Source organism: Desulfoluna sp. CYM3A, from assembly GCF_056829965.1.
Window position 1 is genome coordinate 3,961,330 of the sequence record NZ_CP186556.1, and the last position, 25,425, is coordinate 3,986,754.

Genomic DNA, 25,425 nt, shown 5'->3' on the forward strand with positions numbered 1-25,425 from the left:
AAAAGCAAAAGCCGGTGGCCCGCGTTACGCCAGGCGGTGCGGGGGCCGCACCCTACGATTCGCGACACGCTTCGGGGGCCCGTCGGGTGCGCCGTGCGAACCGCAGAGCGTCTCGAAAACCGGCATCCATTGCGGTAATGGGAGAGATCATGAAAAGCAAAAGCCGGTGGCCCGCGTTGCGCCAGGCGGTGCGGGGGCCGCACCCTACGATTCGCGACACGCTTCGGGGGCCCGTCGGGTGCGCCGTGCGAACCGCAGAGCGTCTCGAAAACCGGTATCCATTGCGGTGATGGGAGAGACCATGAAAAGCAAAAGCCGGTGGCCCGCGTTACGCCAGGCGGTGCGGGGGCCGCACCCTACGATTCGCGACACGCTTCGGGGCCCCCGTGGATGCGCTGCATTACGAGCTTTTCTCCTCCAGCCAGCGTGAATACAAGGCAGAAGCACAGATGGTGAGAAACTTAACGATGTCCGAATCCGAACGGGAGGTGAGGATGATGGGGGCTGAGGCGCCCAGGACCACGTTGGCCACTTCGGCGCCCATGGTCATGGCCCAGCTTTTGTAGAGGATGTTGCCGGTGGCGATGTAGGGCACCACGAGGATGTCGGCCTTGCCTGCCACGGGATCACCGGTGATGCCCTTGGCTTTCACAAAGGTATCGTAAAGGGCGAGATCGTAGGAGAGAGGGCCTGCCACGTCGGCGTCTTCCCACACCATCTCCGAAAGGTTCCGCTCGAACACGGTGGTGGGGATGCTGTCCGTGGGCACCTCGTTGGCGTCCAGAAGGGCCACCTTGGGGCGTGCCACGCCCAGGGAACGAGCCACGTCGATGGCGTTGCGGACAATATCCACACCGCTGGCCACGTCGTCCCCCACAAAGAGCTCGGGGTTGATACCCGGATCGGTGAGCATGAGAAGCCGGTCCACGCCGGGCACTTCGAAAATCCCCACCAGAGACAGCCTCCGGCCAGTGCCAATGCCCTCGTTTCTATTCAGGATGGCTTTTAAAAAGGCGTTGGTGTTGACCTTCCCTTTCATGATCATGTGACCGAAGCCCTTGCGGATAATGGCCACACCGGCCCGGGCTGCCGCCGGTTCAAAGTCGTCGCCCTCGGCTGCAACCTCCACGTACTCGTAGGCGGAGGGAAAACGGAGTTCTCCGTCGCACCGCTCGTCGATCCAGGCCTTTTTGCCCACGAGGTAGGCCTTGTCGATGATCTCCTCTTCAATGGCAATATTGATGGCGGAGATGGCTGTCTTGTCCGGAGAGATCACCACGATGTTGCGGCGGGTCAAGAGCTTGGCAGCCTCGATGATGGCCTTCATGCGCCGCCCCCGCGTGCGGTGGACCATGGACTCGCCTTTGTAGATGGAGGAGACCAGCACCACCTTGTCCGTTACGGCGTTCACAGAGTGGGGCAGGCTGGAGTCAAAATAGAAGCTGTCCCCCTCTTCCAGAATCTGTGCCTCACCGTCCACAACGATCTTCAAGGTGCCTTCGGTGATAAAGAGAAACTCCTCACCGTCGTGGCGGCTCACCTCCACCTCGGCGTCGTCCCTGCGGTAGATGGTCACCAGAAAAGGCTCCATGCTTCGCCCCACATAGGAAGGCGCCAGGCTCTCGTAGTCCAGTGCCCTTTCGTTCCGCACCACCACCCGATCGGCCACCGAGGTCTTAATCGCCTTTCGCTCACGGTACTCCTTGCCGTGCAAAAGGGCCGGAAGGTCGGTCTTCAACAGGGTAGCCAGCTTGAGCAGATCCGAAACCCCCAGGGCCAGCTCACCGCTCTCCAGCTCGTCGAACCGGCCTGAGTCCACCCCCAAAGTCTCCATGACCTCCGCCTCGGAGACCCCTTCCCGCTCCATGTACCGCCTCAGGTGCTTCCCAATATCCATATCGTCCTTCCTGATTTTGTAGCTATTCCGTTCATCTTTGCCTCCGGCGGCCCTGCCGGGGGCCAAACGTCTAAAAAAGTTTGACAAACAGGCCTGAAGCAAGTTTTATCAGGCTCCGCCGAAACAATGTCGACATTTTTGCGGCGCTTTTTTTCAACAAAGCGCCCCGCCGGAGGCAAGCTGAATAGGTAGAATTGAGCAAACGCTTTTTTTAAACCTGTGTACCCGACCGAGCCCGAAAACACCACCACAGTTCAATACCCCCACCACTCACCATTCACCATTCACTACTCACTATTCACCATTCGCTGTTCCCCTGTTTCATACCGTTTGACCTCCTCTTCCCCCTTCAGCACCCTCAGGGCCCCGTCGGCAAGGGCTTCCAGCTCAAACTCACCGGGCACCACCACCACGTCGGCGATGAACCCCGTTTTTTCCGAAATGGCCTCGGTGAGACGTCGGCTATGGGCCATCCCCCCGGTGAGGACGATGGCGTCCACCTCTCCGTCCATGGCCGCGGCAAGCCCCCCAATCTCTTTGGCAATCTGGTAGACCATGCCGCGCCAGATAAGGACCGCTTTGGAATCGCCCGCGTCCATGCGGCGCTCCACCTCACGCAGGTCCACAATGCCGAGATAGGAAAAGATCCCCCCACTTCGGCTCACGGTACGCACCAGGGAGTCCGGGGTGAATCGGCCCGTGCGCAGGGCCTCTGCCATGCCGTCCACCGGAAGGGAGCCGGAGCGCTCCGCAGCGTAAGGCCCGTCGCCGTCCAGGCCGTTGTTGACGTCCACCACACGCCCCTTTTTGTGGGCCCCCACGGTGACGCCGCCCCCCATGTGGGCCACGATCAGATGGGCCTCATGATAGGAGCCGCCCCTCTCTTGGGCCACGCGGCGGGCCACGGCCTTCTGGTTGAGGGCGTGGAAAATGCTTTTGCGCTCGATGCCTTCAAGGCCGGAGAGCCGGGCCACGTCGTCGAGTTCGTCCACCACCACGGGATCCACGATAAAGGCCTCGCACCCGGAGGAGGCGGCGAACCGACGGGCCAGGATCCCGCCTAGGTTCGAAGCGTGGCTGCCGCTGACACCTTCCCTTAAGTCGGCAAGAAGACTGTCGCACACCCGGTAGACACCACCTGTGACGGGCCGTATCAATCCACCGCGCCCCACCACGGCGTCAAACCGCACCGTACCGAAACCGCGAGTTTCAAGGGCCCTGGTGATGCAGGCAAACCGCATCTCTTCCTGCTCGTGGATCTCTGAAAATGAATCGATCAGGTCCCGGTCGTGATCCATGCCCTCCTGGATCATCTCACCGTGGGTAAACACCCCGATTTTTGTCGATGTGGAACCGGGGTCAATGGCCAGTATCTTCATACGCCCTCCGGTAAAGCATCAGAACATGAACGGTGACAGTCCGGCAGGCAAGGAGCTTCGTGTTGTCCCACCGGTGATTTTTGGACTTTACGTTAACGTAAGGTTTATCTTTTTGTCAAGCAGGAGATAAAACCATCACCCCAAACACTAACACCGTTCAGCCCTGAGCTGTATCTATTTACAGATACAGAGCAAACCGCCACCATGTATCGTCAGCTCCTTCACAGGCCTGCTGCACCCGCGCTTTGCCATCTTCCTGCCAGGGACACAGAGCGTTACCAGCCCACCACCACGCCTGGATTAACCACCGGTTCTGTATTATAACGGGTGTCCGGGCCGGGGGTGGGACCCCCAGCCCGTCACCCTTGCAAAGGACACCACATCATGGTTTTCAACTCAGCCCACCGAGGCGCCCGAAGCCTCGCACCGGAAAACACCCTGGCCGCCATCGAAAAAGGATTTCACGTGGGAGCCCACCTCTGGGAAACAGACATCTCCGTCACCCGGGACGGCGCCCTTGTCCTCTTCCACGACAACACCCTGGAGCGCACAACCGACGCCCTCACCCGGTTCCCCGGGCGAAAAAGCTACGCGATCTCGGACTTTACCTTGGACGAGCTCCGGCAGCTCGACGCCGGCTCCTGGTTTGTCCGCACCGACCCCTTCGGCCAGATCGAATCCGGTGCCGTTTCACAGGAAGAAGCCGCATCGTTCCGGGGCCTCACCATCCCCACCCTGCAGGAAGGCCTGGCCTTTACCGCCTCCAAAAACTGGCCCGTCAACCTGGAGATCAAGACCCTTCTGGGGTCTGCCGTGGGCTTTCCCGTGGTGGAAAAAGCCCTTTCCGAGGTCCGCCGAAGCGGCCTTGAGCCCTCCCGGGTCTTCTTCTCCTCCTTTGACCACAGCCTTTTGGACGAGATCAAAGACAAAGCCCCTGAGTTTGCCGTGCAGGCCCTCATCGGGGACACGGGCGGCCCCAAGAACAACTGGGGTGACCTTGCCTACGACACCTACAACGCCAACCAGGACCTCATCACCCCGGACGAGCTTCGCGACATTGTCGCCAGGGGGAAAGATGTCAACCTCTGGACCGTCAACGACCCCGAGCGGATGCAGGCATTCATTGAGGCCGGTGTCACCACCCTGATTACGGATTTTCCCCAGGTGCTGAAACCGATTCTCGAAAACCAGTAACAAACGATTTACCGCATGCCCACGTATGACTGGAAACGCATGCCATCCTCAAGGAGGCCATCATGACCACCATTTACAAAGCCATTGAAACCGCTGAAGAGGCCCTTCGCTCGGCCATGCTTCGCTCAGACGTCGAGGCCCTGGACAGGCTTTTGTCCCCGGAGCTTGTCTTTACCAACCACCTGGGGCTCATCGTCAGCAAAGAAGACGACCTGGCTGCCCATGAATCTGGCGTACTGAAAATTGACGATATTGTGTCGTCGGAGATGCGCATCAACACACTCTGCGCCACCGTTGCCACGGTATCCGTGCGGGTAAACCTGACGGGTTCCTACGGCGGAGAGCCTGCAAACGGCGAATTCCGGTTCACCCGGGCCTGGACCCTTTCGGAGTCCGGCAACTGGCAGGTTGCCACCGCCCACTCCACCCTCATTGCGTAGCGGCCTCCCCCTCCCCGCCCGTACCGGGGGGGGGGGTAAAAAAACACCCGCCTCAGCCTGTTTCTTTTCGGCAACCTGTTTGCCAAAGGGCCATTAAAATTGGTATATTAGCAACAACTCCTTTTCCCGCACACATCCTGAAAAATCACCAAAGACCTCGCCTCCGCCGCTTCTGTGGCACTTATTATTCCGGGGCATCCGTCCCGACACAGCGCCATGTATCAACGCCCTGCCCGCACTGCCCTCCTGTGAGGGCTGTTTCATTGACACACCCATAACCGTTTTTTCCATTTGAGGAGGTTACGATGACCGCATCGAAGACCATTGGCGATTACCTGATCGAACAACTCCAGGGCCATGGCGTCGACCATGTGTTCGGCATTCCCGGAGACTATGTCCTCTCCTTCTTCGATCTCATGGCCCGCAACGATACCTTAAGCCTTATCAACACCTGCGATGAGCAGGGAGCCGGATTTGCTGCCGACGCCTATGCCCGGGTGCGCGGCCTGGGGGCCGTCTGCGTAACCTATTGCGTCGGTGGACTCAAAATCGCCAACACAACTGCCCAGGCTTACGCCGAAAAATCCCCGGTGGTGGTGATCAGCGGTGCTCCGGGCGTGGAAGAGCGCCTCAACGACCCCATGCTCCACCACAAGGTCAAGGAATTCGACACCCAGCTCCGCGTGTTCCAGGAGTTTACCGTGGCAACGGCCTTATTGGACAACCCGGACACGGCCCCTGCGGAGATCGATCGGGTGATTCACGCGGCCTTGAGGTACAAGCGCCCGGTCTACATTGAGATTCCCCGGGACATGGTGACAAAGGAATGCCCCGCACATCACACCCACCCCCAGGCCGAAGAGACGAGCGACCCGGAGAGCCTCAAGGAGGCCCTGGCCGAAACAGCCGAACTCATCAATGAGGCCGAGCGCCCCGTGATCCTTGCCGGGGTGGAAATCCACCGATTCGGGTTGCAGCCCCAGCTCCTGGGGTTTGCACGAAAAATGGGGATCCCGGTGGCATCCACCATCCTCGGCAAATCTGTTATATCGGAAAAATCTCCGCTGTACTTAGGGATCTACGAAGGGGCCACCGGGCGGGAGGAGGTCCGCGAATATGTCGAATCAAGCGACTGCCTGATCATCCTGGGCGCGTTCATGACCGACCTGAACCTGGGGGTCTACACCGCCGACATCGACCCGGGCCGGTGCATCTATGCCATCAGCGAGAGGGTCAGCATCAAGCACCACCACTACGACGACATCCTCTTCGAAGAGTTCGTCAGCGGCCTCTACGAAACCAACATACAGCCCAGAACGCCGGAAGCCCTGCCCCAACCTGAAGAGCCAGACCCGGTACCTGCGGGCAACGGCAACGACCCCATCACGGCCAAGCGGCTCTTTGAAAGGCTCAACGGATTCCTGAAAAACAACACCGTGGTCATCGCCGATGTGGGCGACACCCTGTTCGGCGCCAACGACCTTCTCATCCACGAAGCCACGGAGTTTTTGTCCCCCGCCTACTATGCGTCCCTGGGCTTTGCGGTTCCGGCGGCCATCGGGGCCCAGCTGGCCAACCCCCGCCACAGGCCCCTGGTCCTCACCGGCGACGGGTCCTTCCAGATGACCGGCATGGAGCTCTCCACCCTGGCCCTCTTCAAGCTCAACCCCATTATCGTCGTGCTCGACAACAAGGGCTACAGCACGGAGCGCCCCATGCTGGACGGCCCCTTCAACGACATCCTGCCATGGAACTTCAGCCGCATCCCCGAGGTCCTGAGCGCGGGAAAGGGTTTTCATGTCACCACCGAAGCCCAACTGGACCGAGCCCTGGACAATGCCGAAGCCTATGAGGACGGGTTCTCCCTGATCCATGTTTCCATCGGCCGGGACGATCGATCCCCCGCCCTCCTGCGCCTGAGCGAACGCCTGGCCCAGCGCGTACGGAAATAAAAAAAGCAATGGGCCTCCGGCACAGTCGCCGGAGGCCCATGTGATGGCCTGCACCATTGTTTTTCGTTTTGCCCCGCCCAACGGGAAACCTTCCCGTTGACCTTCACCCGGATTTCCTGGTAGAAAAAACTCCCCACAAAACAAAGAGAATTTAACAACACCCGAATATATGTTTTAAAGGTTCTATGCCCATTTACTATGCATTAATAAATGCCGCCAAAGCAACCAGCCAGCTTTAAAACACAAAGAGATAAAGCAGGCCTTAACAGGGTCACCGACGGCAAAATGAGCTGAACCGTTACCACGATTTTTATACTCACACACGAGGCGACACATGCTGCGCAAACACCTCACGACAACCGACGGGTTTGTCCTGTACACCACCTCTGTCCTGGGCCTCGGCATCATTGTCCTGCCCTCCATCGCGGCCAGGCTGGCCGGCCCCTGGTCCATCATCATCTGGATGGCCCTGGCGGGAATTTCCTACCCCATGGCGCGGGTCATGTCCGAGCTGGCCCGCAGACACCCCTCGGCAAGCGGTGTCATCGAGTTCATCTCCCACGGCATGGGAAAAGAGATGGGCCAGTTGACCGGGGTCCTCTACCTGACGGCCATCTTCGTGGGTGCCCCGGCCACCGCCCTCTTTTTCTCCGAGTACCTGACCAAGCTCATGGCGCTGAGCCACGGCAGCCAGGTGCTGGTGGCGTTCTGCTTCCTCGCGGCCCTCATCGGCATCAACCTGGCGGACGTGGAAATGACCATGCGGATCCAGCGCTACACCTTCATAGGGTTCCTGGTACTGGTGACCATGGGCATTCTCCTCTCCTTTGCCCACATCGATCCCGCACGGTTCACCGACATCAAAGGGGTGGGCCCGAGCCATATCCTGAAGACCACCCTCATCTGCTTTTTTGCCTTTGTGGGATGGGAAACCGCGGCCTTTTCCGGGGAAGAATTCCACGACCCCAACGACATGGTCAAAGCCCTGGGGGCATCCGTTGCCGTGGTGGGCGTTCTTTTCACCATGCTCTCTATTGCCATCGTGGGCGTTCTGTCCAGAGCCACCCTGGCATCGAGCAACGCATCCATCTCCGACCTGTTGCGCGTCTCCATCGGTGCCCATGCGGAATGCATCTCGGCGGTGGCTGCCATCTCCATCATCTTCATCATGATGATCTCCTGGGTCCGAGGGGCCTCCCGCCTGGTATTCGGCCTTGCACGGGACGGGTCCTTTCCCGCCTGGCTCTCAGAGGTAGACCCCAGAACCCACACGCCCCGTCGCGCCCTCCTGGCCCTGGGGTGTATCTGGGGCCTGTCCCTTCTCCTTTTTTGGGTCTGCGGCTTTGAGGTGGACGACTACCTCAAGCTCGCCAGCGCCAATTTTCTCACCACCTATGTCATCATCATCCTGGCGTCGTGGCGCATGCTGGTGCACGAGCCCTTCAAAATCCAGCTGACCCTTTCCAGTCTGGCCTTGGTCATCATCGCCATGGGGGGCTATCAGGCCCTGTGGTACCCGGCTGCCGTGGCCGCCCTCTTTCTGGGGGGCCGCCGCATGGTCCCGGCCCTCACCCATTGACAATGACGTCGACCAAGGACTTACGATGGCGCCATGAGCTTAACGATGTCCTGATACCGTGTCATGCCGGTAACCCAGGCATCCGGAATCTCAGAAATCCCGTGGCGCGCCCCCAGAACCAGCCCGGTAAGCATGCCGCGGGCTGCGGAATCGCCTCCGGCCATGACGTTTTCGACGAGGGCCTCTTTCAGGCTTTTTTCATGGCGGGTGATCAGGTGAACGGTGGAAGGCAAAGATGCCTCGATCTCGCACATCTGGCCAAACTCGGCGATGGCTTCACGGGTCGAGGTCTCGCGGCTCTGAAGGCCCATGGTTACCCCCTCCCTGAGTTCGGCGCCGCCTCCGGCTTCATCCAGGGACAGACTTAAGGCCTCCACCGGCCCGCATCCGTCCAGCACGAGGCGGGCCACGCAGGCAAAATAGGCCGCCGCATCGGTCACGGCCGTGTTGGCGTGGGTCAGGGCTGTCTCGGTCGTTGCCAGCTGCGCCAGCTCCCCGGCCGATGCATGGTTGCCGAGAAGCAACGGAGCAATCCGAGCCGCCCCGGCCAGGTCCGTGGAGTCCGATCCAGCCCCGTCAAAGGCCGCCCCCGCATCAAGATTCTCCAAGGTCGCCTGGGATGCTTTATCCAGGTAGCAGGAGCCCCCCTTCATGAGCCCCACCCAGGCAGACATAAACCCTTTGGCATCAAATCCCCCGTTTTGGGCCACGGACTCCAGAAGCACCATCATCTGATCCCCGTAATGGGTAAATTCGCCTTTGGCCTTGCCCTTGTGAAACGACGCCAGCTCCGGGGCCAGAAGCTCTTCAACACGCCCGTATTTCCGGTCAATGACCCGCACGTTGTAGATCCAGTGCACTCCCAGCGCTAAGGCATCCCCCACAAACGACGCCATCACGGCATCCTTGATGCGATCTTCCATGGTCTCCTCCTTGACGGTTTGTTAACAAAACGGCCGAGGTTACCCGGGACCAGCATGGCCCGGATAGGTTCGCACGGGCGACGCCACACGTCGCCACACCATACCCACCGAGTATAGCAGGAGACAGCACACACCTCATTGAGATATTCGAGAATTTATGAGAACCTCCGGCGGATTCGCCGGAGGCAGAAGGAAGGAGGATCGCTACATCGTCCGAAGGATGAGAAATTGTTCAGAAAACGATGAATTACAGTTTGTATTTTTGGGGCTGTCGTTTTCTCATGAAATATCCGGGTCAGGCAAGGGCCAAGCCAAAGCGGGACGCCAGGGCCAGGGTGGCGGGGATGGTCACGACACACAACAGGGTCGACACAAGGACGGCTGCCGAGCTTCCGTCTTCGTAAAGCCCGTAATCTTTGGCCACCAGATAGGAGACCATGGCCGTGGGCAGGCCGGAAAGGAGAATCCCCATAATCAGCCAGTCCCCGGAAACGTGGCACATGACGAGAAAAAAAGCGGCCAGTACGGGCTGGATCACCATCTTCACCACGCTCACGGACAAAAGATCCATGGGAGAGACCGACAACCCGCTTTTGCCGATGACCATGCCCATGGCAAAGAGGGCGCACGGCACGGACGCCATGCCGAAATCGTGAAAAAACAGGGTGAGGGATTCGGGCAATCCCAGCCCGATGCAGGACCAGAGAATGCCTGCCACAGAGGCTCCGATAACGGGGGTTTTCAGCAGGGAAAAACAGACCGTCCCCAGGGTATGCCACGAAGATCGCCCCTTGTCCGCCCGGTGAAACTCCAGCTTGCCGATGGCCAGCATCAGCACCAGGGTCGGCATCAAGGTGGCCAGGGTCACGGCGATGACCGCATGGGAGCTCCCCTCAAACAGGGACAAAAGGATAGGGAATCCGAGATAGGCTGTGTTGGGAAAGCTGGCCGCCGTGGACCGAAGGCCCCCTTCCGTGAAATGGCATTTAAAGGAAAAACAGGAGATAAGAAAGGCCACCAGATAGGCACAGAGCATGGCAAGGGCAAACCCTTCCATGAACTGCCATTGAAAGATCTCGGCGGCCGGAGACGAGGCCAGGGAGCCGAAGATCAGGCTCGGCAGGGTAAACCTGTAAACAAAGGTGTTCAGAATGGAGGAGCTTTCTTCCGGCAGCATCCCCTTGTAACCGGCCCCAAGGCCGAACCCCATCATCGCAAACAGAGGCAACAGCGTATTGATCATCGTCGTCAGCATACCACACCTTCCCAAAAGATAATGTCTCCCGGCTTGCACGCCGGAAAACAAATGAAAAATTCACCATGGGTCGGCATCTCTGTATGGGTATATCGGGGTGTCAACCGCAGCGATCGGAAAAAACGGTGCAAACCATAAGTGGCCGCGACGGAAAGCTCAAGTCAGTAATCGTAACCGAGTTATTAGAAAATCTAATCCATGTCCCCTGTTGGCCGCCCCTTTGATGGGGCAGCCTTTCATATCTCATTTACGGATATTTCATGAGCAAAGGATCAGATCAAGCCAATAAAACAGCGCCGCAAGGTTACCCACTAAAAATTCAAGAACTTGAAAAACACAACATGTCCTTCATCGTTTTCTGATCGCTTTTCTTACGAGCCGAGTGCCCCCATCGTCTGCGCTATCAGAATCTTGAATAAAGGCGCACTCGACTCGCGAAATATTCGGGCTGAGGGCCACATCAGAACCGGTAGTTAAACGATACGCTGACCGTCCTCGGATCACCAACGGTTCCCATATACCCAATTGTTGGATCCTCGAACACATCGAGGAGGTACTGCTCATCAGTAAGGTTCCGAACGGCAAGGGAGAGATCCCATGTCTCTCTTTCGTAACCCATTTTTACATTGTACAGAGTGTAGGGTTCTTGCTTTACGCTATTGCTTCGGTCCAGATAGCTTTCCCCCGTTCTCTGCATCTCAACCCTGGCCATCAACCCCCAGGGGTTGCGGTACTGGAGAAACACGCCCAAGTCGTACTCAGGAATCAGGGAGACATGGTTGTCACTATAGTTTTCTTTCGTCACCGGATCGATATAATCCTCATATGTCGCATGGGTGTACCCGAAAACGGCATTGAGTGAGAGATAATCCGTGACGGCAAAGTGGGTCTCCAGTTCAGCACCGTAAATAGCCACTTCTGCGGCGTTACTCTGAAGAACATTCGTGGGGTCAAGCATCACCCTGTCCTGGTAGTCATCCACACAGGTATAGAAAGCCGCGATGTTTGTACGCAGCCCGATGCCTGGAAAATCGCTTTTCACACCAACCTCATAGGCCAGGGACGTCTCTGGGTCAAAGGCCAGGCCAATCTCGGGTTATCTGCCCGCATAGGAGAAGCCCCCCGCCTTGTAACCCCGCGATCCGCTTACGGTTTTATAGGTCATGACATCATCGGTGGGACGATAATCCATGGCAAATTTTGGAAGCAGCTCCGAGTACGTCTTTTCAAGTCCACTCATGGCAGGGGCCGTCTCGATTCCTCCGAAGGTATGGGTTCGATCCATGGTGCGTTTCGCCCTTTCGTATCGAAGGCCTGCCGTAACACCGACAGATTCATCAAGGAATCGCAAGGTGCTCTGACCAAAAACAGCGGAATCCCGTGCTTCCAGATCGGCGGACATCAGATCTTCAGTACCGATGGGGACCCCATAAAATGCCGCGTAGCCTTTGCCCATTCGGTACCCGGTCTCCACATCCACCGCCTCGTCAGCATAATAAAGCCCGAGAAGCCATTTCAAACGGGTATTCTCAGGCTTGGACATCAACCTCATCTCCTGGGTCCATGCGTCAGCATCGTGCGTGTTGAAACCGATAGCCAGGTCAGCCGGAGTAAAATCTCCATCCAGTGTCGAATCACCCTCATTGCCACGGTACCCCGTAACCGAAACCAGATCAAAAAGGTCCTGCTCGTACTTTACCCGAAGTGATGTGTTCCTGCTCTCTGCTTTGCTTTTCCCAATATAATCGTAACCCACCTGGAAATCATCCAGGGAGGTGATCCCCGTACCCGCCTTGTATTTCTCCTTATCCTTTGGGACCATGGGAAACCCGCCGTCGTCATCATACCGGCTCAGACCCAGCGTGAGGTTCAGGTCCAGGTTACCGGTTGGCTTCAGGATCACGCTTGCTCTTCCGGCCAGGGTATCCTGATTGTCCACATCGCCATGAGTGACAACATTTTCAACATACCCATCCCGCGATGATTTCAAAGCCGAAAGCCTCACAAACACCTTATCATCCACCACAGGGGCATTGATCAGGCCGTCTATATAACGTTTGTTGTAATCCCCCGCCTCAAGCCTGACCTTTGCCTCCACGTTGTTGCTCGGCTCCTTGGTCAAAATATTGATGGCTCCTCCCTCGGTGTTCTTTCCATAGAGGGTTCCCTGCGGGCCCTTCAGAACTTCGACCCGTTCCACATCGTAAATCGGCATGTCGAACAGATAGACATCAGCATAAGAGACATCATCCAGGTAAAGCGCCACAGCTGGATCCCCGATGCCCGTGTTGGAGATCCCCCGAATGGAGATCCGGCTGAAGTAATCCCGAGAGCCTGAGTGCAGTGTGCGCATGTTAGGCACATATCCCTGAATATCCCGGGTCGTCTGTATTTGAGAGTCCTCAATGGCGACGTCCGAAAGCACCGTAATAGAGCTTGTCACCTTTTGAACATTCTCTTCACGCTTCTGGGCGGTCACGGTGACACTTTCTAAGCGGTGCCCGCTCATCTCTTCTCCTGCCGCTCCGGCCATGGGGGCCTGAACCGCCATGAAACAAATTAAACGCAGCGGCGAACGATTCCGCCCTTCTCTTGGCTGGATTCTCCTCTTCTTCAATCTCCTCATCAAAACCGCTTAGGGCTCAGGCAAATGGCCATTGCATGGTGGGGTTGGTAGCCACCTTCTCAACGGTGAAACCAAGACTCTGAATGGCGAGGAATACGCTTCTATTTCACCGTTTGCGGCATGGCTGTTTTTGTCTGCCGAAGCCCTTATCCAAAAATTTCATTCACAACGGATGTGATTGAACAACCGGACCCGATTGTCCTAAAGGGGCATGATGACAGTCGCTAACGACAAACAGACAAAATTGACGTCACATAAAATTTTTGCCACCCCTAAAACACACAACCAAAACCTGTCCATTGAAGGGGACCACCTATGCCGACCCTCCATGGCTATCCATGGTTCCTTCACATTGTGAGTCTGATGATTCTGCACAGGGAAAAATGGATGCAGGGCCTGGGCTGGTCTGTGGCAAGAGTCAACCTGATGGATTGACACACGATGGCCTTACAACATTCAGCCGCAACGTTCCGGACTCGCTTCTAATTGTTTTCTCATGACGTAGCCGGGTTGGACGAAGATGCACTTCGCCCTTCGACTCGGCAGGCATGAAAGCCGTTACTGCCGTCTTCATCACGTCGCGCCGCAGAGAAGGCCTGCGTACACGTTTCACCTTCGGCAGTGGTCTCCGGGTGAGATACCGAAACGAGCCCTGTAGGCCTTGGAGAAATGACTGAGGCTGGAATATCCCACGGAAAGTGCCGCTTCCGTTACGTTCCTTCCCTCCTCAAGGAGTCCCTTTGCACACTCGAGGCGTTCATGCCGCAGAAATTCAAAGGGAGTTACCCCAAACATCACCTTAAAACACCGGCTCAGTTTTGGATGGGACATACCCGCCATTGCGCAGCGTTCGAGATGATCAGGTGGGTTATCTAAGCGACTTTCAAGAAACTCTCTGGCCTGGAGAGTCCGCAGGCGATCCTGAGGATGAAGCACACCGTGTGATGCCGTTGCCTTCAACTGTGTGCTGACTTGGTCCAGGTGACATGCGACCAGCTCCAGGGCCCGGCTTTCAAGGTAAAGCCATCTGGCCATCCCACCATAGGGACAATGAACCAACTGATTTAATGCGGTTCGCATGGCAGAAGTCATAGGACCGGTGTGCTGGTAAGATTTTTTGCGGTTCTTTTTCAAAATACGGTAGAGACCTGCAGGCAACCGCTGCAGCCCCTCTTCATCATAAGCAGAAAGAAGCTCGGGATCGACCTGAACAGTGACGCATTGAAACGGCTGCCCTGCAAGGGCCCACCCCGTCTGCCCTTCATCGGGAAAGAAGAAAAGGCCATGCTGACCGCAGGAAAATTCTGATGCATCCTCCGATGAAGGGTCCGATGCAACACAGGTCCCCGACAGCATGAAACTGAAACTCAGAAAGGACTGCTCTCTTTCGGTATGAAAAACCGTCTTCCTGTCGTATATGCAGTCCGAAAACCAGAGGAGCAACCCTGGCCGAATCATCACCCGGCGCAGCGTGCAGCACCCATCTGGACCGGAAACACGGCAGAATGCCTCCCGCTCATTGTCCCGTGCGTCCTCTGAAGAGCCGCCCCCAGGGGGGAGGTCCCGATCATTGAAACGAATGGCCACAGCATCGGACATTTCAGCTCTCCATTAACGAAAAATGATTCATGCCACGTCCCCTTAGGAAAACCGGCGGGTCTTGGAAGGTCCTTTTTTATAGAGGCGTGTGAAACGGGCGTTTTCGTGTAAGGCTCAGAAAAAACACATTGCCATTTTCTTGATACCCTCGATGCCCCTCACATGCCCCCCCCCACAGTGCATCTAAAGCATTCAGAAGAAGACGCTCCATGTGCCTGTGTAAATTCTTTGCAGTGGGCATGGAGCGAGTAGGTGCATGCTAAAAACACCCCAAAGGCAAGTCAAGCTTTTTTTGGTTTGACTAACATTTTATTTCCTCAAAGATTGCCCGCATATTTACGGTATCGGCCTTGCAACCAGACAACTGTCTCGGCTTACCCGAACAAGTCGGGCGATTCTCCATAAGCCTGCTTACGGCGTGTTGATGCGATTGCGCGGCATTCGCGCAACAACAACGTATGAGCCCCAAACCATAACATCAAAAAGGAAAACCTTAAATTTTCATATTCATTGACAAAACAACACCAATAAGCCTATGTAAATTACTTGTCGCAACCATAAAAAAGCGCATACATTCCACCATCAACCCCCACACACGAGACATAATGAGCAGGCACCGGCAAACGTATCCCCCGCAAAGCCATGTTGCCTGCTCAGGAATTTTCATCATAACGCGAAGTTGAAAGCAGAAAAAAATGAGGCTGAACCATGGACACTGTGGATCTGGAACCGACTGAAGATGCATGTGACTTGATACTTACCGACGGCGTTTACGATTACCATGTTTTGGATCCCGGCGGCTCGGCGGATTCCGAGGCCGACGTCATGCGCCTTGCATCCATCCGTGAGGCGGAAGAGCTGATCCAGACATCCATGGGCTGCACAGGGGACACCCACGAACTCCAGGGTTTTGTGGCCAGGCACCATCACGGCTCGGCCTGGATTTCATCGGACATGACTCTTCGCCAACAGGCGGCGGAGCTCATCGTGGAACGGGACATCGCGGTCTACCCCAGGGCAATGACAAACACCGCCCACGGCATCACCGCCAACCATGTACCGACCGAAACACTCACCAATGCCTTCAGCATGGGAAGTAAGCTCCCTGACTATGGGAGCGCCACCATTACTTACAAAATCGTGGAAGACCGACCCGGCGATATCCTTCCCGGCGTGCGGGTAAACGTCACCCTCACCGAAGACCACCACAAGGAGCTGGTCTCAGCCAACGACGGCAAGGTGATCCTCAAAAACGTCAAAGGCAAGACAAGTGGTCTTGACCTGAACACATCCGGCCTCTTCGGCGCCACCCTGGACAACACCTTTGCCTACGTCGGCATGGGAACCGCCCCCATCGAAGCCGAAGCCAGCGCCCCCGGCGCCACCCGGGTCCATACCCGGAAAAAGGAAAACGCCAGGCAAAGCATGCGCCACATGGCCCATATCACGGAGCACAAGGTCACGGCAGGGGAAACCTTCACGTCCATTGCCAGGGACAACAGCACCACCTTTCGGGATCTTGCCTTTTTCAACTGGGGAACCTACGACAGGGAAAAGGTCCTGGCGCGCATGGCCCACGACGTGGGCTGCAAAACAACACCCCCGGACGGACGGGACCTTCGCTTTTCGGGCGACGAATCACCCGGTATTGTCTACATCCCCACGCCCCTGACCATCTCCGACCTTCCCACGAACACAGAGCACACCATCCGGGTCAAAAAAACCGGCTACGACCTGACATACATGTACAAAATCGACCGTACCCGGAAGTAAAAAACGACACCGTCACCCTGATCAGCGACGACAATATCTGGGAATACACCCTGCCTTTGAACGACCTCCAGGAGGTTGAAGAAGACTGGGTCCGGCTTACCTTCCCGAGCCCTCCAAAGAAGAAAAAATACTCGCTCATCCACAACCCGGGAGGCGACAAAGAGGCCTTGTTTATATTCGAAAGTCTGCCGGAGGACCATTTGCGTTACGACGTAACCAAAGTCCTAGAGTCAGATATGTTCGCCTGAAAATAAGACACGTGCTGGACAGAAACCGAGGAGCATACCTCTCCTCACAAACCTTTTCATGGAAACGCAAGGACACACCGTGAACACCAAAAAGCCATATAACTACATCTGCATTGTCACCGGTTTATTCCTCATCATCATGACCGGCCTCTTCTCCGGCTGTTCAGACCCAACCCCCGAAAAATCCGGCGGACAGGCCCGCAGGGAAAAATTCACCGTGCCGGAAAAGCCACCGCAAAAGCCGGTGTACAAAGAAGAGATCTACGGAGACCCCGACATATTCAGCGAGCCGAGGCTTCAGTTTGTCTGGCAAGCACCCACTGAGGAGGAATATACCATCTGGAGCACGCGGCTTGACGGGTCCGACCTGCGAAGGGTTTTACCTCCTGACTTGCTTTTCGCAAAGGATGGCGTCATTTTACTTACCCATACGCTCACCGGACAACCGTTATCTTGCGGTTTCCTTGGACAGCAACGAGGTCATGGGGACGATCAAAATGCTTTTCGATTTGAAGGAAAAAACAGCCACAGAGTTGGGAAGGGGGGCGTATGTGCCAGACTTTCAGTGGACGTCGGACAGCCGATTCCTCTACTACTACAATGATGACGGTTTCTGGAAATACGATGTCAAATCAAAAACAAACCACGATACCCCTGTGATCTATTCAAGAGGGCTATATATATTGAACGATGACAGGTTCGTGGCTCTTCATTCTGGTTCTTATAGTGTTTATTCCAAAGAGAGAAAAAAGCTATTTGATAAAGATATTCAAGGAGGTGTTGTATCATCTACATACCAGACAGTTGCTCGAAACGGTGGTATGATATTTTGCCTCTTAGATGGACACAAAGACCCACTTTACGTTTTATTTCCATTGAATGACCCTAAAAAAATACTCTTTAAGTCAACCACGAACGACTACTCACACCCCACATTTGGCCCAGAAAACAAGAACTTATACTATTCAAATGGCGTGGTTCAAAAATTAAATTTCAAAACAAAAAAAGACAAAAGAGTATTTGGTCTGAACGGTGGTGCCATCATTTATCTATCGGTTTATAACACCACGCGCATTTAGCTTAGGCCGCCCTAAAAACTAATCCTAATGAGTACAAAAATAATAAACACCCCAAGAAGCCTTTCTTTAGCCTATAAAACCAGTCACATACTAAGTTCAAAACAATTCCATCAATAATAACTATTCAACAGTGAGACAATCATGACATATTCACTTGGCGGCGCCAAAAACCCCAAAATTCCATACCTCTACATATTTTCAGGATACGGAACCCTGGACCCAAAGACGGAAAAAATCATTCCAGAACAGTAAGTATGACTTGCTCCGAAACAGAATTATTTTTTCAGAAGAGACTGTTTTGTCAAAAATTAACCACCCCCAACTCCCGACTGAATTCAAACGGCAAAAACGATACGTGGCCTGGTGTACCAACGTTAATGGGGTGCTTCACCACGTCTCGGAGAAAGGGTTTGGAAAAGCACCTGGTCGCGTGGCCAAAGTCGAACAATCTCGGTCCTTTCACCTCCCCCCCCGGGATATCGTGCTCCAAACCATGTATGCTCAAAAAGAGAAATGGGCCACATTCTTTTCGACCTATTTCAAATATCATACCGACATTGAGTTCACATCTTTGCCAGTTACTGCTCTGACCTATGACAAATTCAGGACACCTTATCCAAAGAATGAGTCCGAAAAAGAAAAAGCTTACACAACCTGGTACAATAACATCAAAGCAAAAAACGAAACAGTCTACGGCTATCACATGCTCAAAACCAAAGCTGTTGTCTTCTTTTTTTCAAATCAATATATGGTTAACTCAAGGTTAGTCATTTCAACACCAGATAATGAAATTTGGCGTCTTAATGTCATAAAAACACAAGAAGGAGTTGTAAGTACAACTCTATTTCAAAATGAAACAATTCAACTTCGCAGTGGGATTTATTCAATAAAGGTCATGTTGCCGAACGATTACAAAGGCGGAGAATTCAGAGACATCACTTCATCCAACCCTCAGCAACAAAATTCATACGAATTCACCCAACACATCGATTTCCAGATCAAAAATGATGCCGGCGAGTTTCAACTCTTGCCCTGCCGCGACCCCGTATCCGTGGAAGAGTCCATGCTGTGCTCGTTTTCATCCACCTACCCTCACCTGATCCAGGCGGTTAAAGATCGTGAGCCCTATGCCGACGTCAAGTACACGAGGAAAGGAGATGACAAGTACGCCAGCCTGCCGAGTTCCCTCAAGGTGATCGCAGACCGCATGAACTGGATGAGCAAAAAGGCGCACATGATCTTGGAATACATCGACGCCGATGGGGGATATGAACGGGGTTGGTTGCTGGGTAACATCATTTACGGCTTTATACGAAGAGATAATGTTCTCAATGAAAACGCTCGCAACTCTATTGCTCTGGCCTTTTCCACAAAAGCCACCATCAACGCCTGGAATGACTTTGCCAAAAGTATGAACACGCACATCCTCAAGGACCTTGCTGGGTATGTATGGGTGGATAAACTGGATGACGCCAACTATGCGCGCGTTTTTATGCGGGGCGCGAAACTGGACAGAATGTCAAAGGCCCTGTCCGATAGCAAGTTTGGCAAGAAAATCACCCTGTATCATGTCAATACGAAAAAATTCGTCCGATCCGTCCCGGGCCTGTCCAATATCCCCAGGGCGGTTGCCTGGCTTGAGGTGATGACAGCGGCCACGTCTGCCGTCTCCAGCGGCGCAGAAATCGACACAAAGGCACAAAACGTCGAAAACTACAGGGTCCATCTCTTTAACGAAGCCAATCGGTACATCGAACGTTACGGTGAAGAGACCTTCAACCGGGAGGAAATGGCTGAAATTGAAACCTACCACCTGGCCACCATCCTTGATAAAGCGGGCATCGACGAAGCCACCATCAAACTCACCAAAAGTAGTATTGCTACGGTCCTTGCCACCGGTTGCGCCATTCCCGGGCCCATCCAGCCGGCCTGCATGCTCATCGCCTTTTTTATGGGCGGATACACCCTTGTAAAAACAGGCATTCAGCTCATCGACTCCGCCATCTGCAAGTCAAGGTATCAGGACTATAAAGACAACAAGAAGATGCTGGGCATGCTGGCCAATATCGGAGAGGAGAACAGAAATTTCATGCGGTCCCTGGACATAAACGACGGTGGCCAGCGCCTTGTTCTCCAGGTCTGTATCCGCTATGAGGCCGTTTCCGGACTGGTGAGGCTCATCACCCGGGCTGGGCTGACGGCGGAAGCCACCAAATACCGCTACACCGACATCATCAAAGAGTACCGTATCGATGATTATATCAGGCGCTATCTCCTGAAGGATAAGTGGGTAATCAACAAGGATGGTTTCAACCCGGTGGGACTTGACGAGGACTGGTATTATGAAAACGACCTCAACGAAAACGACCTTGCCAACAGCGACTCCGATTCAAAGCATAAATTCGAGTGGGGCAACAACACCAAGGAATCGATGCGCAGCTCCAACAATGTCGCAGCTGATTTCCAGAAAATTTATCCTGTGCATGTGACGCATTCCGATAGTTACCGTGCCCTGTCGGAGCATTTCAAAACGATTTTTCCGGACATCCACCACAACTGCATTGAGCATTCGGCCATTTACTACCGCGATTGCGGTATGACCGATGAAGAAGCGGACGAAAAGGGACTCCCTGATAAAGGGTGGACTCCCATCCATACGAGAGGGGAAGAGCCCATCACCCCCCTTAACCAGATCAGGGTACTCATCATCCTTAAGACCGATACCCCTGAAGGCATCTATCCCGCCTCCATAAGGGTTGTTCGAACGGACGGTCTCTTCAATGTCAAGGGACCTAAGTACAAACGATTCATCCATGACATTGAATCGTCCCTTCTGGACTCGGAGAAGCCAACATGGTCCGAGGCCGTGGTAAACGGAAAGACAGTGAAACATCGGGGCTGTGTCTTCTACCCCTTTTACCACCTCACAAAGGAGAAAATCTTCGGCTTAAAGCCCCTGGCATTTGACGTACTCGATGCCGATTTCAAGTACCGTCTCGGCTCATTCAGCAAGATGCGATACGCTGTCTATGCAACTGTGGGCACGGGAAACTCCGGGTGTATGCTGGATGTGGGAAAAATCGAAGCTGGCCGGAGCGTCAAAAGCGGCGAAACGGAGATCCCGGTTGCCATTGACATCGAAAAACCAAAAGTGGAATTAATCAAGGTCGTCAGAAATGGGCTATCTACGGAAAAGAGTGACTCTGCGCAACACAAAGAAAAAATGGCAAAAATGCTCGACAACGGCTTTTTGGCCCTGAGATCATCACAGTTCGAATACCCTGAGCTCTTTGACACTGGCCCCTTGGAATCGTTCAACACGAGTATCAAAGGCGCGGGCCCCTATTACATCCGAACGGCCGACCATGGGCCTTACACCCGGTGCGATCCCGGGCCATTTATCGTGCCTGGAGGGCCGTCGTGCTGGGATACCCCACTCGAAATCATCATGATCGTCTGGTGCAGGACTGACCACACCAATTTCGAGCGTTACGAAGAGCTTAACCTACCATACAATGACCTGCCCATCACCGCCCGGCTGGTCAATCGCGAGGGTATTCTGGACACAAACGGCCCCCTGGTCAGAAGCACCGTGAATCACCTGGGATCCATGGACAAACCCGCAAATCCCGGAGGCAATGCCACCTTCACTAAAAAAATCGACACCGGCCACCACCCCAAACTGCTCCCACCGTCTCTACATTGGAATCATCTAACTCCGCGCGAAGAGACCTGGCCATGCAGATCGGATTTTCCGCGACGGAAAACGAATGGGTCCAAGCCATCGATCATGAATCAGGAAGTTACGAACTTTTTGCCGCTCACTTTTCCATGAACTATGATGTGGCCGACGAACGAAACGTTTCGGGCATCCGGCCTTTTTGCAAGCACCTCATCGGCAAGAACCGCATTGTCTATCCCGAGTATTACACCTATGCATTCACAGACATCACGATGCCGAATCGAATCGGCCTGGATGTCTCCCGCGTGGAGGGAAATAAATTAAACACAACCACCATGGAGTATCAATTCCACTTCCAGGCCCCCACCGACTACTCAGCCGTGGAGAAATGGAACGGCATCGCGTCCATCGACTCATGGGTCGGGAATATCCCGAGTAGTATTGATGCACGATAACCCGTCCCCCTGTCGTTCAGCCAAACGCAAAACAAAGCACTGCCGCCAGGATAAAAATCACATGGATGATCAGGAAGGAGTCCATGGGTGTTCGTCGCTCCTTTATTGGGTATGAAGACATCCCTACGCGAACCGTCAGCTACCCGGATAGTTCATGAGAAAACGGTTCAACCAAAATGATGACCAAAGACACGTGCAATCATTCTAACGCAGCAAAAACATAAACCACAGTTTTCTTGTTAATTTTCTCACTCTTCGGGCGAGCCGAGCAAGGAGGTTAAGATGAAAATACTCATGGCGACGATACTCACCGTTCTCTTGTGTGTTGAGTGGGCTGCGGCCCAGAGTGAAGAACGGGCAGACACCACCTTCAACCTGGGGTCCCGATGGGTACTGGAACTGGACCCGAACGATCAGCCCTACCCGGACTACCTGGCCGATCCGCGGCGCCCACAAATGCAGTTGGGCGTATCCGTTACCGACAGCGAAATTCCGGAAACCTCATCCGGTCGTGTCATGTGTGATCTGGGGACGCGCTACACACTGTTCAAAGTCAGCCCCACAAAGGAAGGGAAAAACGAATTTGCACTGGACGTTGAGGGCTGCCTCTTCACCCAGTTTGACCCGGGCAACAATCTGGACAACATAGGCTGGGACGGTCGCTACGGGATCTTTGGCGTCTGGGACTGGAGCGATAAGGTGGTGGCACGAATCGGTTACCGTCACATTTCAGCCCATTTAGGTGACGAATATATCGAGGAAACCGGCCGGGAGCGCATCGGTTACACCCGCGATGACCTGGCCTTCGGCATGGGCATTTTCCTGAATCAGGAGATCTTTATCTATGTCGAGCCCAGCTGGGCCTGGTCCCTGGGCAATGACGACCTTCAGAAGCGATGGGCAGCCGAAGGCGGCATCCAATATCAGGGGCCGCACAACCTGTGGAACAACTCCACGGCCTTTTATGCTGCCGCCCATGTAAGGACGTTTGACGAAACCAGCTGGGAACCCGGAGTAAGCTTGCAGACCGGTTTTCACGTGACAAGGGATCAGAGCAGCTCGAATCTGCGGATAGGCCTGGATGCCTATACCGGACGGGCTATTTTAGGCGAGTTCGCCCTGGATTACGACGAATCCTATCTGACATTGGGCATCTTTTTTGATTTTTATTAAACGCCAGACACATACCCGGCCATGGGTTTTCATGACCGTTACGCACCTTCGACGGTACACAAGCGCCCCCATCGGCCCCATCGCCCCCCTCGCGTCCCCGCGTCCCCGTGTGCCCGTGTGCCCGTGTGCCCGTGTGCCTCGTAGGATGGGCAAAGGCAAGCCGCCACCCCCGCGAGTGACAAAAGCCTTGGCGCCGTGCCCATCTGGTGTAACGAGGAATTCCCACCAATCGTACCGTTACCGGTGTGGGAGCCTACTCTACCTCACCGTCCGGACAGGGCTGGCAACGCGTCATTCCCGCACCGGCTGAATCGTAACGAATTTATCAACATGATGCGTGCAGACGCACCTACCCCGCCCTCTTCCCCAAAAACACCGCATGGCGATACCCTCCCTTGCCCGGCCGCTCGCAGGTGGCTTTAAAGCCGCCCTTGGTCATGCGCTTTAAAAAGGCCTCGTCAAAGGTTTCACCCCACACGGCAAAGGTGCCCCCGGGCTTTAGGGCCTTGCGGGCGTTGGCGATGGCCCCGGAGCCGTAAAAGGGGGCGTTGGTTTTATCGGTTTTGGGATGGGGCCCCCGGTAGAGGTCGATGATGATGGCATCAAAGGGCTTTTCCCCTGTTCCGCATGCGGTTCCGCCAATAAGGGCTGCCACGTCCCCCACGGAGACCGTCACCCGCGGGTCGGAGACGGCGCAGTCTGTGAGGGGAGCCAGGGGACCCCGGCACCACTCCACAATGCGGGGGTTAAGCTCGGCCACCACCACCTCGGCTGTCTCGGGAAGGGCGTCTAAAACGGCCCGGAGGGTGCAGCCCATGCCCAGGCCGCCCACCAGGACCCGGGGGGCTGCATGGCCTTCGAGGCCCTTGCATCCCATGGTACCCAGGGCCATTTCCGAGCGCTGGGCCATGCTGTTCATGAGCACCTGGGAGCCCAGGGTAATAAGAAAATCCTTTGCTCCGCGCTGGCGCAGCTCCAGGGTTTCGTTGCCGTCGGTGAATCTATCCAGGGTTTTCCAGGGTAAAGCCATGGGGTTCCTTTAACTAATCAATGTCCATAGAATGCCGCTGTGCTTTGCCCCTTGTCCTCTGGAGCGCCGCACTCCTGTGCGGCATGGGTAGCGACGGACGAAAAAGCCGCACCGGAGTGCGACGTTTGGCCTGGTTGATTCTTCTCATTTTTTTTGATGGTCGCGGCCAGACGAAGGCAAGGCAGGGTGCCACGCCCCCTAGAGATTTCTTGCAAACTGAAAAAAGCCTCCATGGAAAACTGCACCCTCTCCGAGGCATTTTTTTCTTTAGCCCCCTCCGCGTCCACACGATCCACCCGGGGTTGAAGACCATACCCGTTGGCAATCTGAATGGCAAGGCCGGGCCGGGCGTTGAGTTCCAGGATCATGGGGCCCTTAAGCCGGTCCAGAACGATGTCCACCCCGAGGTACCCCAACCCGGTGATCTCGTAACACCGTGCGGCAAGGGCCAGAAAATCGGGCCATTGGGGCACAAACAGGGTGGAGAGTTCTTTTCCCGTGTCCGGGTGGTGGGTCACCTGGCGACTGAACTGCACGGCTTTCAGCGCCTCACCCGTGCCCACATCAATACCCACGCCCACGGCACCCTGGTGGAGGTTGGCCTTTCCATCGGAAGCTGCGGTGGAGAGCCGGGTCATGGCCATCACAGGGTACCCTTTGTATACGATCACGCGGATGTCCGGCACCCCCTGGTAGGAGAAGCCCTCAAAGGCATCGGAAAAATCCACCATCTCTTCGATCATGGCCACATCGCTGTGGCCGCCGAGGCTGAAGAGGCCGCTCAGCGTGTTGGAGGCATGGCGCTTGATCTCCCCGATGGTCACCCGATGCCCGTCGGGTTTCAGGAAATCCTGCCCGTGGCGCCCGCTGATGACGAGGATCCCTTTTCCCCCGCTGCCCCGGGACGGCTTGATGACAAAGGGCGGGCAGGTGTCCAGAAAGGATTCGAGTTCCCGGACGTTGCCCTGGGTTTTGACCACCCCCAGGAGCCGTGGTGCGGAGATCCCCGCCTCTGCGAGGAGTCTCTTGGTTTTGAGCTTGTCATCCACGCTGGGGTAAAGCTGCCGCGGGTTGTTCCGGGCGATGAGCACCACGTTGCGCCGGTTCATGCCCACGACACCCGCTTTTTTTGTTTCCATAG

General features: G+C 55.3%; 18 protein-coding genes and 1 pseudogene. 11 read left to right on the forward strand and 8 right to left on the reverse strand.

Going from position 1 to position 25,425, the window contains the following annotated elements; all coding sequences use genetic code 11:
- Window positions 1-400 precede the first annotated feature (400 nt).
- Window positions 401-1,897 carry a phosphate acyltransferase gene (locus ACOYW1_RS20155; protein WP_482419462.1) on the reverse strand — a complete coding sequence of 499 codons (1,497 nt, stop codon included), beginning with the start codon at window positions 1,895-1,897 and terminating at the stop codon, window positions 401-403.
- A 287-nt stretch (window positions 1,898-2,184) separates the two neighbouring features.
- Window positions 2,185-3,276 carry a butyrate kinase gene (buk, locus tag ACOYW1_RS20160; protein WP_482419463.1) on the reverse strand — a complete coding sequence of 364 codons (1,092 nt, stop codon included), beginning with the start codon at window positions 3,274-3,276 and terminating at the stop codon, window positions 2,185-2,187.
- Window positions 3,277-3,660: 384 nt separating this feature from the next.
- On the opposite strand from buk, the gene ACOYW1_RS20165 reads away from it, so the two are divergent.
- The 4 genes from ACOYW1_RS20165 (at window position 3,661) to ACOYW1_RS20180 (ending at window position 8,441) form a co-directional block, all read left to right on the forward strand.
- Window positions 3,661-4,470 carry a glycerophosphodiester phosphodiesterase gene (locus ACOYW1_RS20165; RefSeq protein WP_482419464.1) on the forward strand — a complete coding sequence of 270 codons (810 nt, stop codon included), beginning with the start codon at window positions 3,661-3,663 and terminating at the stop codon, window positions 4,468-4,470.
- A gap of 62 nt (window positions 4,471-4,532) precedes the next feature.
- Window positions 4,533-4,910: a nuclear transport factor 2 family protein gene (locus ACOYW1_RS20170; protein WP_482419465.1), complete on the forward strand. Its 378-nt coding sequence runs from the start codon at window positions 4,533-4,535 to the stop codon at window positions 4,908-4,910.
- 305 nt (window positions 4,911-5,215) lie between these two features.
- Window positions 5,216-6,862: an alpha-keto acid decarboxylase family protein gene (locus ACOYW1_RS20175; RefSeq protein ID WP_482419466.1), complete on the forward strand. Its 1,647-nt coding sequence runs from the start codon at window positions 5,216-5,218 to the stop codon at window positions 6,860-6,862.
- A gap of 334 nt (window positions 6,863-7,196) precedes the next feature.
- Window positions 7,197-8,441, forward strand: coding sequence for an APC family permease (locus tag ACOYW1_RS20180; protein WP_482419467.1), 1,245 nt, complete (start codon window positions 7,197-7,199; stop codon window positions 8,439-8,441).
- Between the two features lie 20 nt (window positions 8,442-8,461).
- On the opposite strand, the gene ACOYW1_RS20185 is transcribed toward ACOYW1_RS20180, so the two are convergent.
- From ACOYW1_RS20185 to ACOYW1_RS20200, 4 genes and pseudogenes are all read right to left on the reverse strand, one after another.
- A complete protein-coding gene (locus tag ACOYW1_RS20185; protein WP_482419468.1) occupies window positions 8,462-9,364 on the reverse strand; it encodes an ADP-ribosylglycohydrolase family protein in 903 nt (300 codons plus the stop codon).
- 295 nt (window positions 9,365-9,659) lie between these two features.
- Entirely contained in the window at window positions 9,660-10,619 is a 960-nt protein-coding gene (locus tag ACOYW1_RS20190; RefSeq protein WP_482419469.1) for an AEC family transporter, read from the reverse strand.
- Between the two features lie 460 nt (window positions 10,620-11,079).
- Window positions 11,080-13,245: pseudogene (locus tag ACOYW1_RS20195) on the reverse strand (TonB-dependent receptor).
- Window positions 13,246-13,854: 609 nt separating this feature from the next.
- On the reverse strand, window positions 13,855-14,844 hold the full coding sequence (locus ACOYW1_RS20200; RefSeq protein ID WP_482419470.1) for an AraC family transcriptional regulator: 990 nt from the start codon (window positions 14,842-14,844) through the stop codon (window positions 13,855-13,857).
- 708 nt (window positions 14,845-15,552) lie between these two features.
- Between ACOYW1_RS20200 and ACOYW1_RS20205 the strand changes: the two genes are divergently transcribed.
- The 7 genes from ACOYW1_RS20205 to ACOYW1_RS20235 all read left to right on the forward strand — a co-directional run bounded on the left by ACOYW1_RS20205 (window position 15,553) and on the right by ACOYW1_RS20235 (window position 23,254).
- Window positions 15,553-16,617 (forward strand): hypothetical protein, encoded by a 1,065-nt coding sequence (locus ACOYW1_RS20205; RefSeq protein ID WP_482419471.1) that lies wholly within the window; start codon window positions 15,553-15,555, stop codon window positions 16,615-16,617.
- A gap of 56 nt (window positions 16,618-16,673) precedes the next feature.
- Window positions 16,674-16,865 (forward strand): hypothetical protein, encoded by a 192-nt coding sequence (locus ACOYW1_RS20210; RefSeq protein ID WP_482419472.1) that lies wholly within the window; start codon window positions 16,674-16,676, stop codon window positions 16,863-16,865.
- A 79-nt stretch (window positions 16,866-16,944) separates the two neighbouring features.
- Complete coding sequence (locus ACOYW1_RS20215) at window positions 16,945-17,469, forward strand: hypothetical protein (protein WP_482419473.1); 525 nt, start codon at window positions 16,945-16,947, stop codon at window positions 17,467-17,469.
- A 97-nt stretch (window positions 17,470-17,566) separates the two neighbouring features.
- Window positions 17,567-17,944 carry a hypothetical protein gene (locus ACOYW1_RS20220; RefSeq protein WP_482419474.1) on the forward strand — a complete coding sequence of 126 codons (378 nt, stop codon included), beginning with the start codon at window positions 17,567-17,569 and terminating at the stop codon, window positions 17,942-17,944.
- A 298-nt stretch (window positions 17,945-18,242) separates the two neighbouring features.
- Window positions 18,243-21,779, forward strand: a complete 3,537-nt coding sequence (locus ACOYW1_RS20225) for a hypothetical protein (protein WP_482419475.1) — start codon at window positions 18,243-18,245, stop codon at window positions 21,777-21,779.
- 8 nt (window positions 21,780-21,787) lie between these two features.
- Window positions 21,788-22,081, forward strand: coding sequence for a hypothetical protein (locus tag ACOYW1_RS20230; RefSeq protein ID WP_482419476.1), 294 nt, complete (start codon window positions 21,788-21,790; stop codon window positions 22,079-22,081).
- A gap of 282 nt (window positions 22,082-22,363) precedes the next feature.
- Complete coding sequence (locus ACOYW1_RS20235; RefSeq protein WP_482417544.1) at window positions 22,364-23,254, forward strand: DUF1207 domain-containing protein; 891 nt, start codon at window positions 22,364-22,366, stop codon at window positions 23,252-23,254.
- Between the two features lie 349 nt (window positions 23,255-23,603).
- Here ACOYW1_RS20235 and ACOYW1_RS20240 read toward each other — a convergent pair whose 3' ends face one another.
- Window positions 23,604-24,284, reverse strand: coding sequence for a spermidine synthase (locus tag ACOYW1_RS20240; RefSeq protein ID WP_482419477.1), 681 nt, complete (start codon window positions 24,282-24,284; stop codon window positions 23,604-23,606).
- A gap of 17 nt (window positions 24,285-24,301) precedes the next feature.
- Window positions 24,302-25,423 (reverse strand): alpha-L-glutamate ligase-like protein, encoded by a 1,122-nt coding sequence (locus ACOYW1_RS20245; RefSeq protein ID WP_482419478.1) that lies wholly within the window; start codon window positions 25,421-25,423, stop codon window positions 24,302-24,304.
- Window positions 25,424-25,425 lie beyond the last annotated feature (2 nt).

Excerpts from the sequence above, each read along its gene's own strand:
- ACOYW1_RS20185 (WP_482419468.1), bottom strand. The coding sequence starts at position 9,364 with ATGGAAGATCGCATCAAGGATGCCGTGATGGCGTCGTTTGTGGGGGAT.
- ACOYW1_RS20245 (WP_482419478.1), bottom strand. The coding sequence starts at position 25,423 with ATGGAAACAAAAAAAGCGGGTGTCGTGGGCATGAACCGGCGCAACGTG.
- ACOYW1_RS20170 (WP_482419465.1), top strand. The coding sequence starts at position 4,533 with ATGACCACCATTTACAAAGCCATTGAAACCGCTGAAGAGGCCCTTCGC.
- ACOYW1_RS20190 (WP_482419469.1), bottom strand. The coding sequence starts at position 10,619 with ATGCTGACGACGATGATCAATACGCTGTTGCCTCTGTTTGCGATGATG.
- ACOYW1_RS20175 (WP_482419466.1), top strand. The coding sequence starts at position 5,216 with ATGACCGCATCGAAGACCATTGGCGATTACCTGATCGAACAACTCCAG.
- ACOYW1_RS20205 (WP_482419471.1), top strand. The coding sequence starts at position 15,553 with ATGGACACTGTGGATCTGGAACCGACTGAAGATGCATGTGACTTGATA.
- ACOYW1_RS20155 (WP_482419462.1), bottom strand. The coding sequence starts at position 1,897 with ATGGATATTGGGAAGCACCTGAGGCGGTACATGGAGCGGGAAGGGGTC.
- ACOYW1_RS20235 (WP_482417544.1), top strand. The coding sequence starts at position 22,364 with ATGAAAATACTCATGGCGACGATACTCACCGTTCTCTTGTGTGTTGAG.
- ACOYW1_RS20165 (WP_482419464.1), top strand. The coding sequence starts at position 3,661 with ATGGTTTTCAACTCAGCCCACCGAGGCGCCCGAAGCCTCGCACCGGAA.
- ACOYW1_RS20240 (WP_482419477.1), bottom strand. The coding sequence starts at position 24,284 with ATGGCTTTACCCTGGAAAACCCTGGATAGATTCACCGACGGCAACGAA.
- ACOYW1_RS20200 (WP_482419470.1), bottom strand. The coding sequence starts at position 14,844 with ATGTCCGATGCTGTGGCCATTCGTTTCAATGATCGGGACCTCCCCCCT.
- buk (WP_482419463.1), bottom strand. The coding sequence starts at position 3,276 with ATGAAGATACTGGCCATTGACCCCGGTTCCACATCGACAAAAATCGGG.
- ACOYW1_RS20180 (WP_482419467.1), top strand. The coding sequence starts at position 7,197 with ATGCTGCGCAAACACCTCACGACAACCGACGGGTTTGTCCTGTACACC.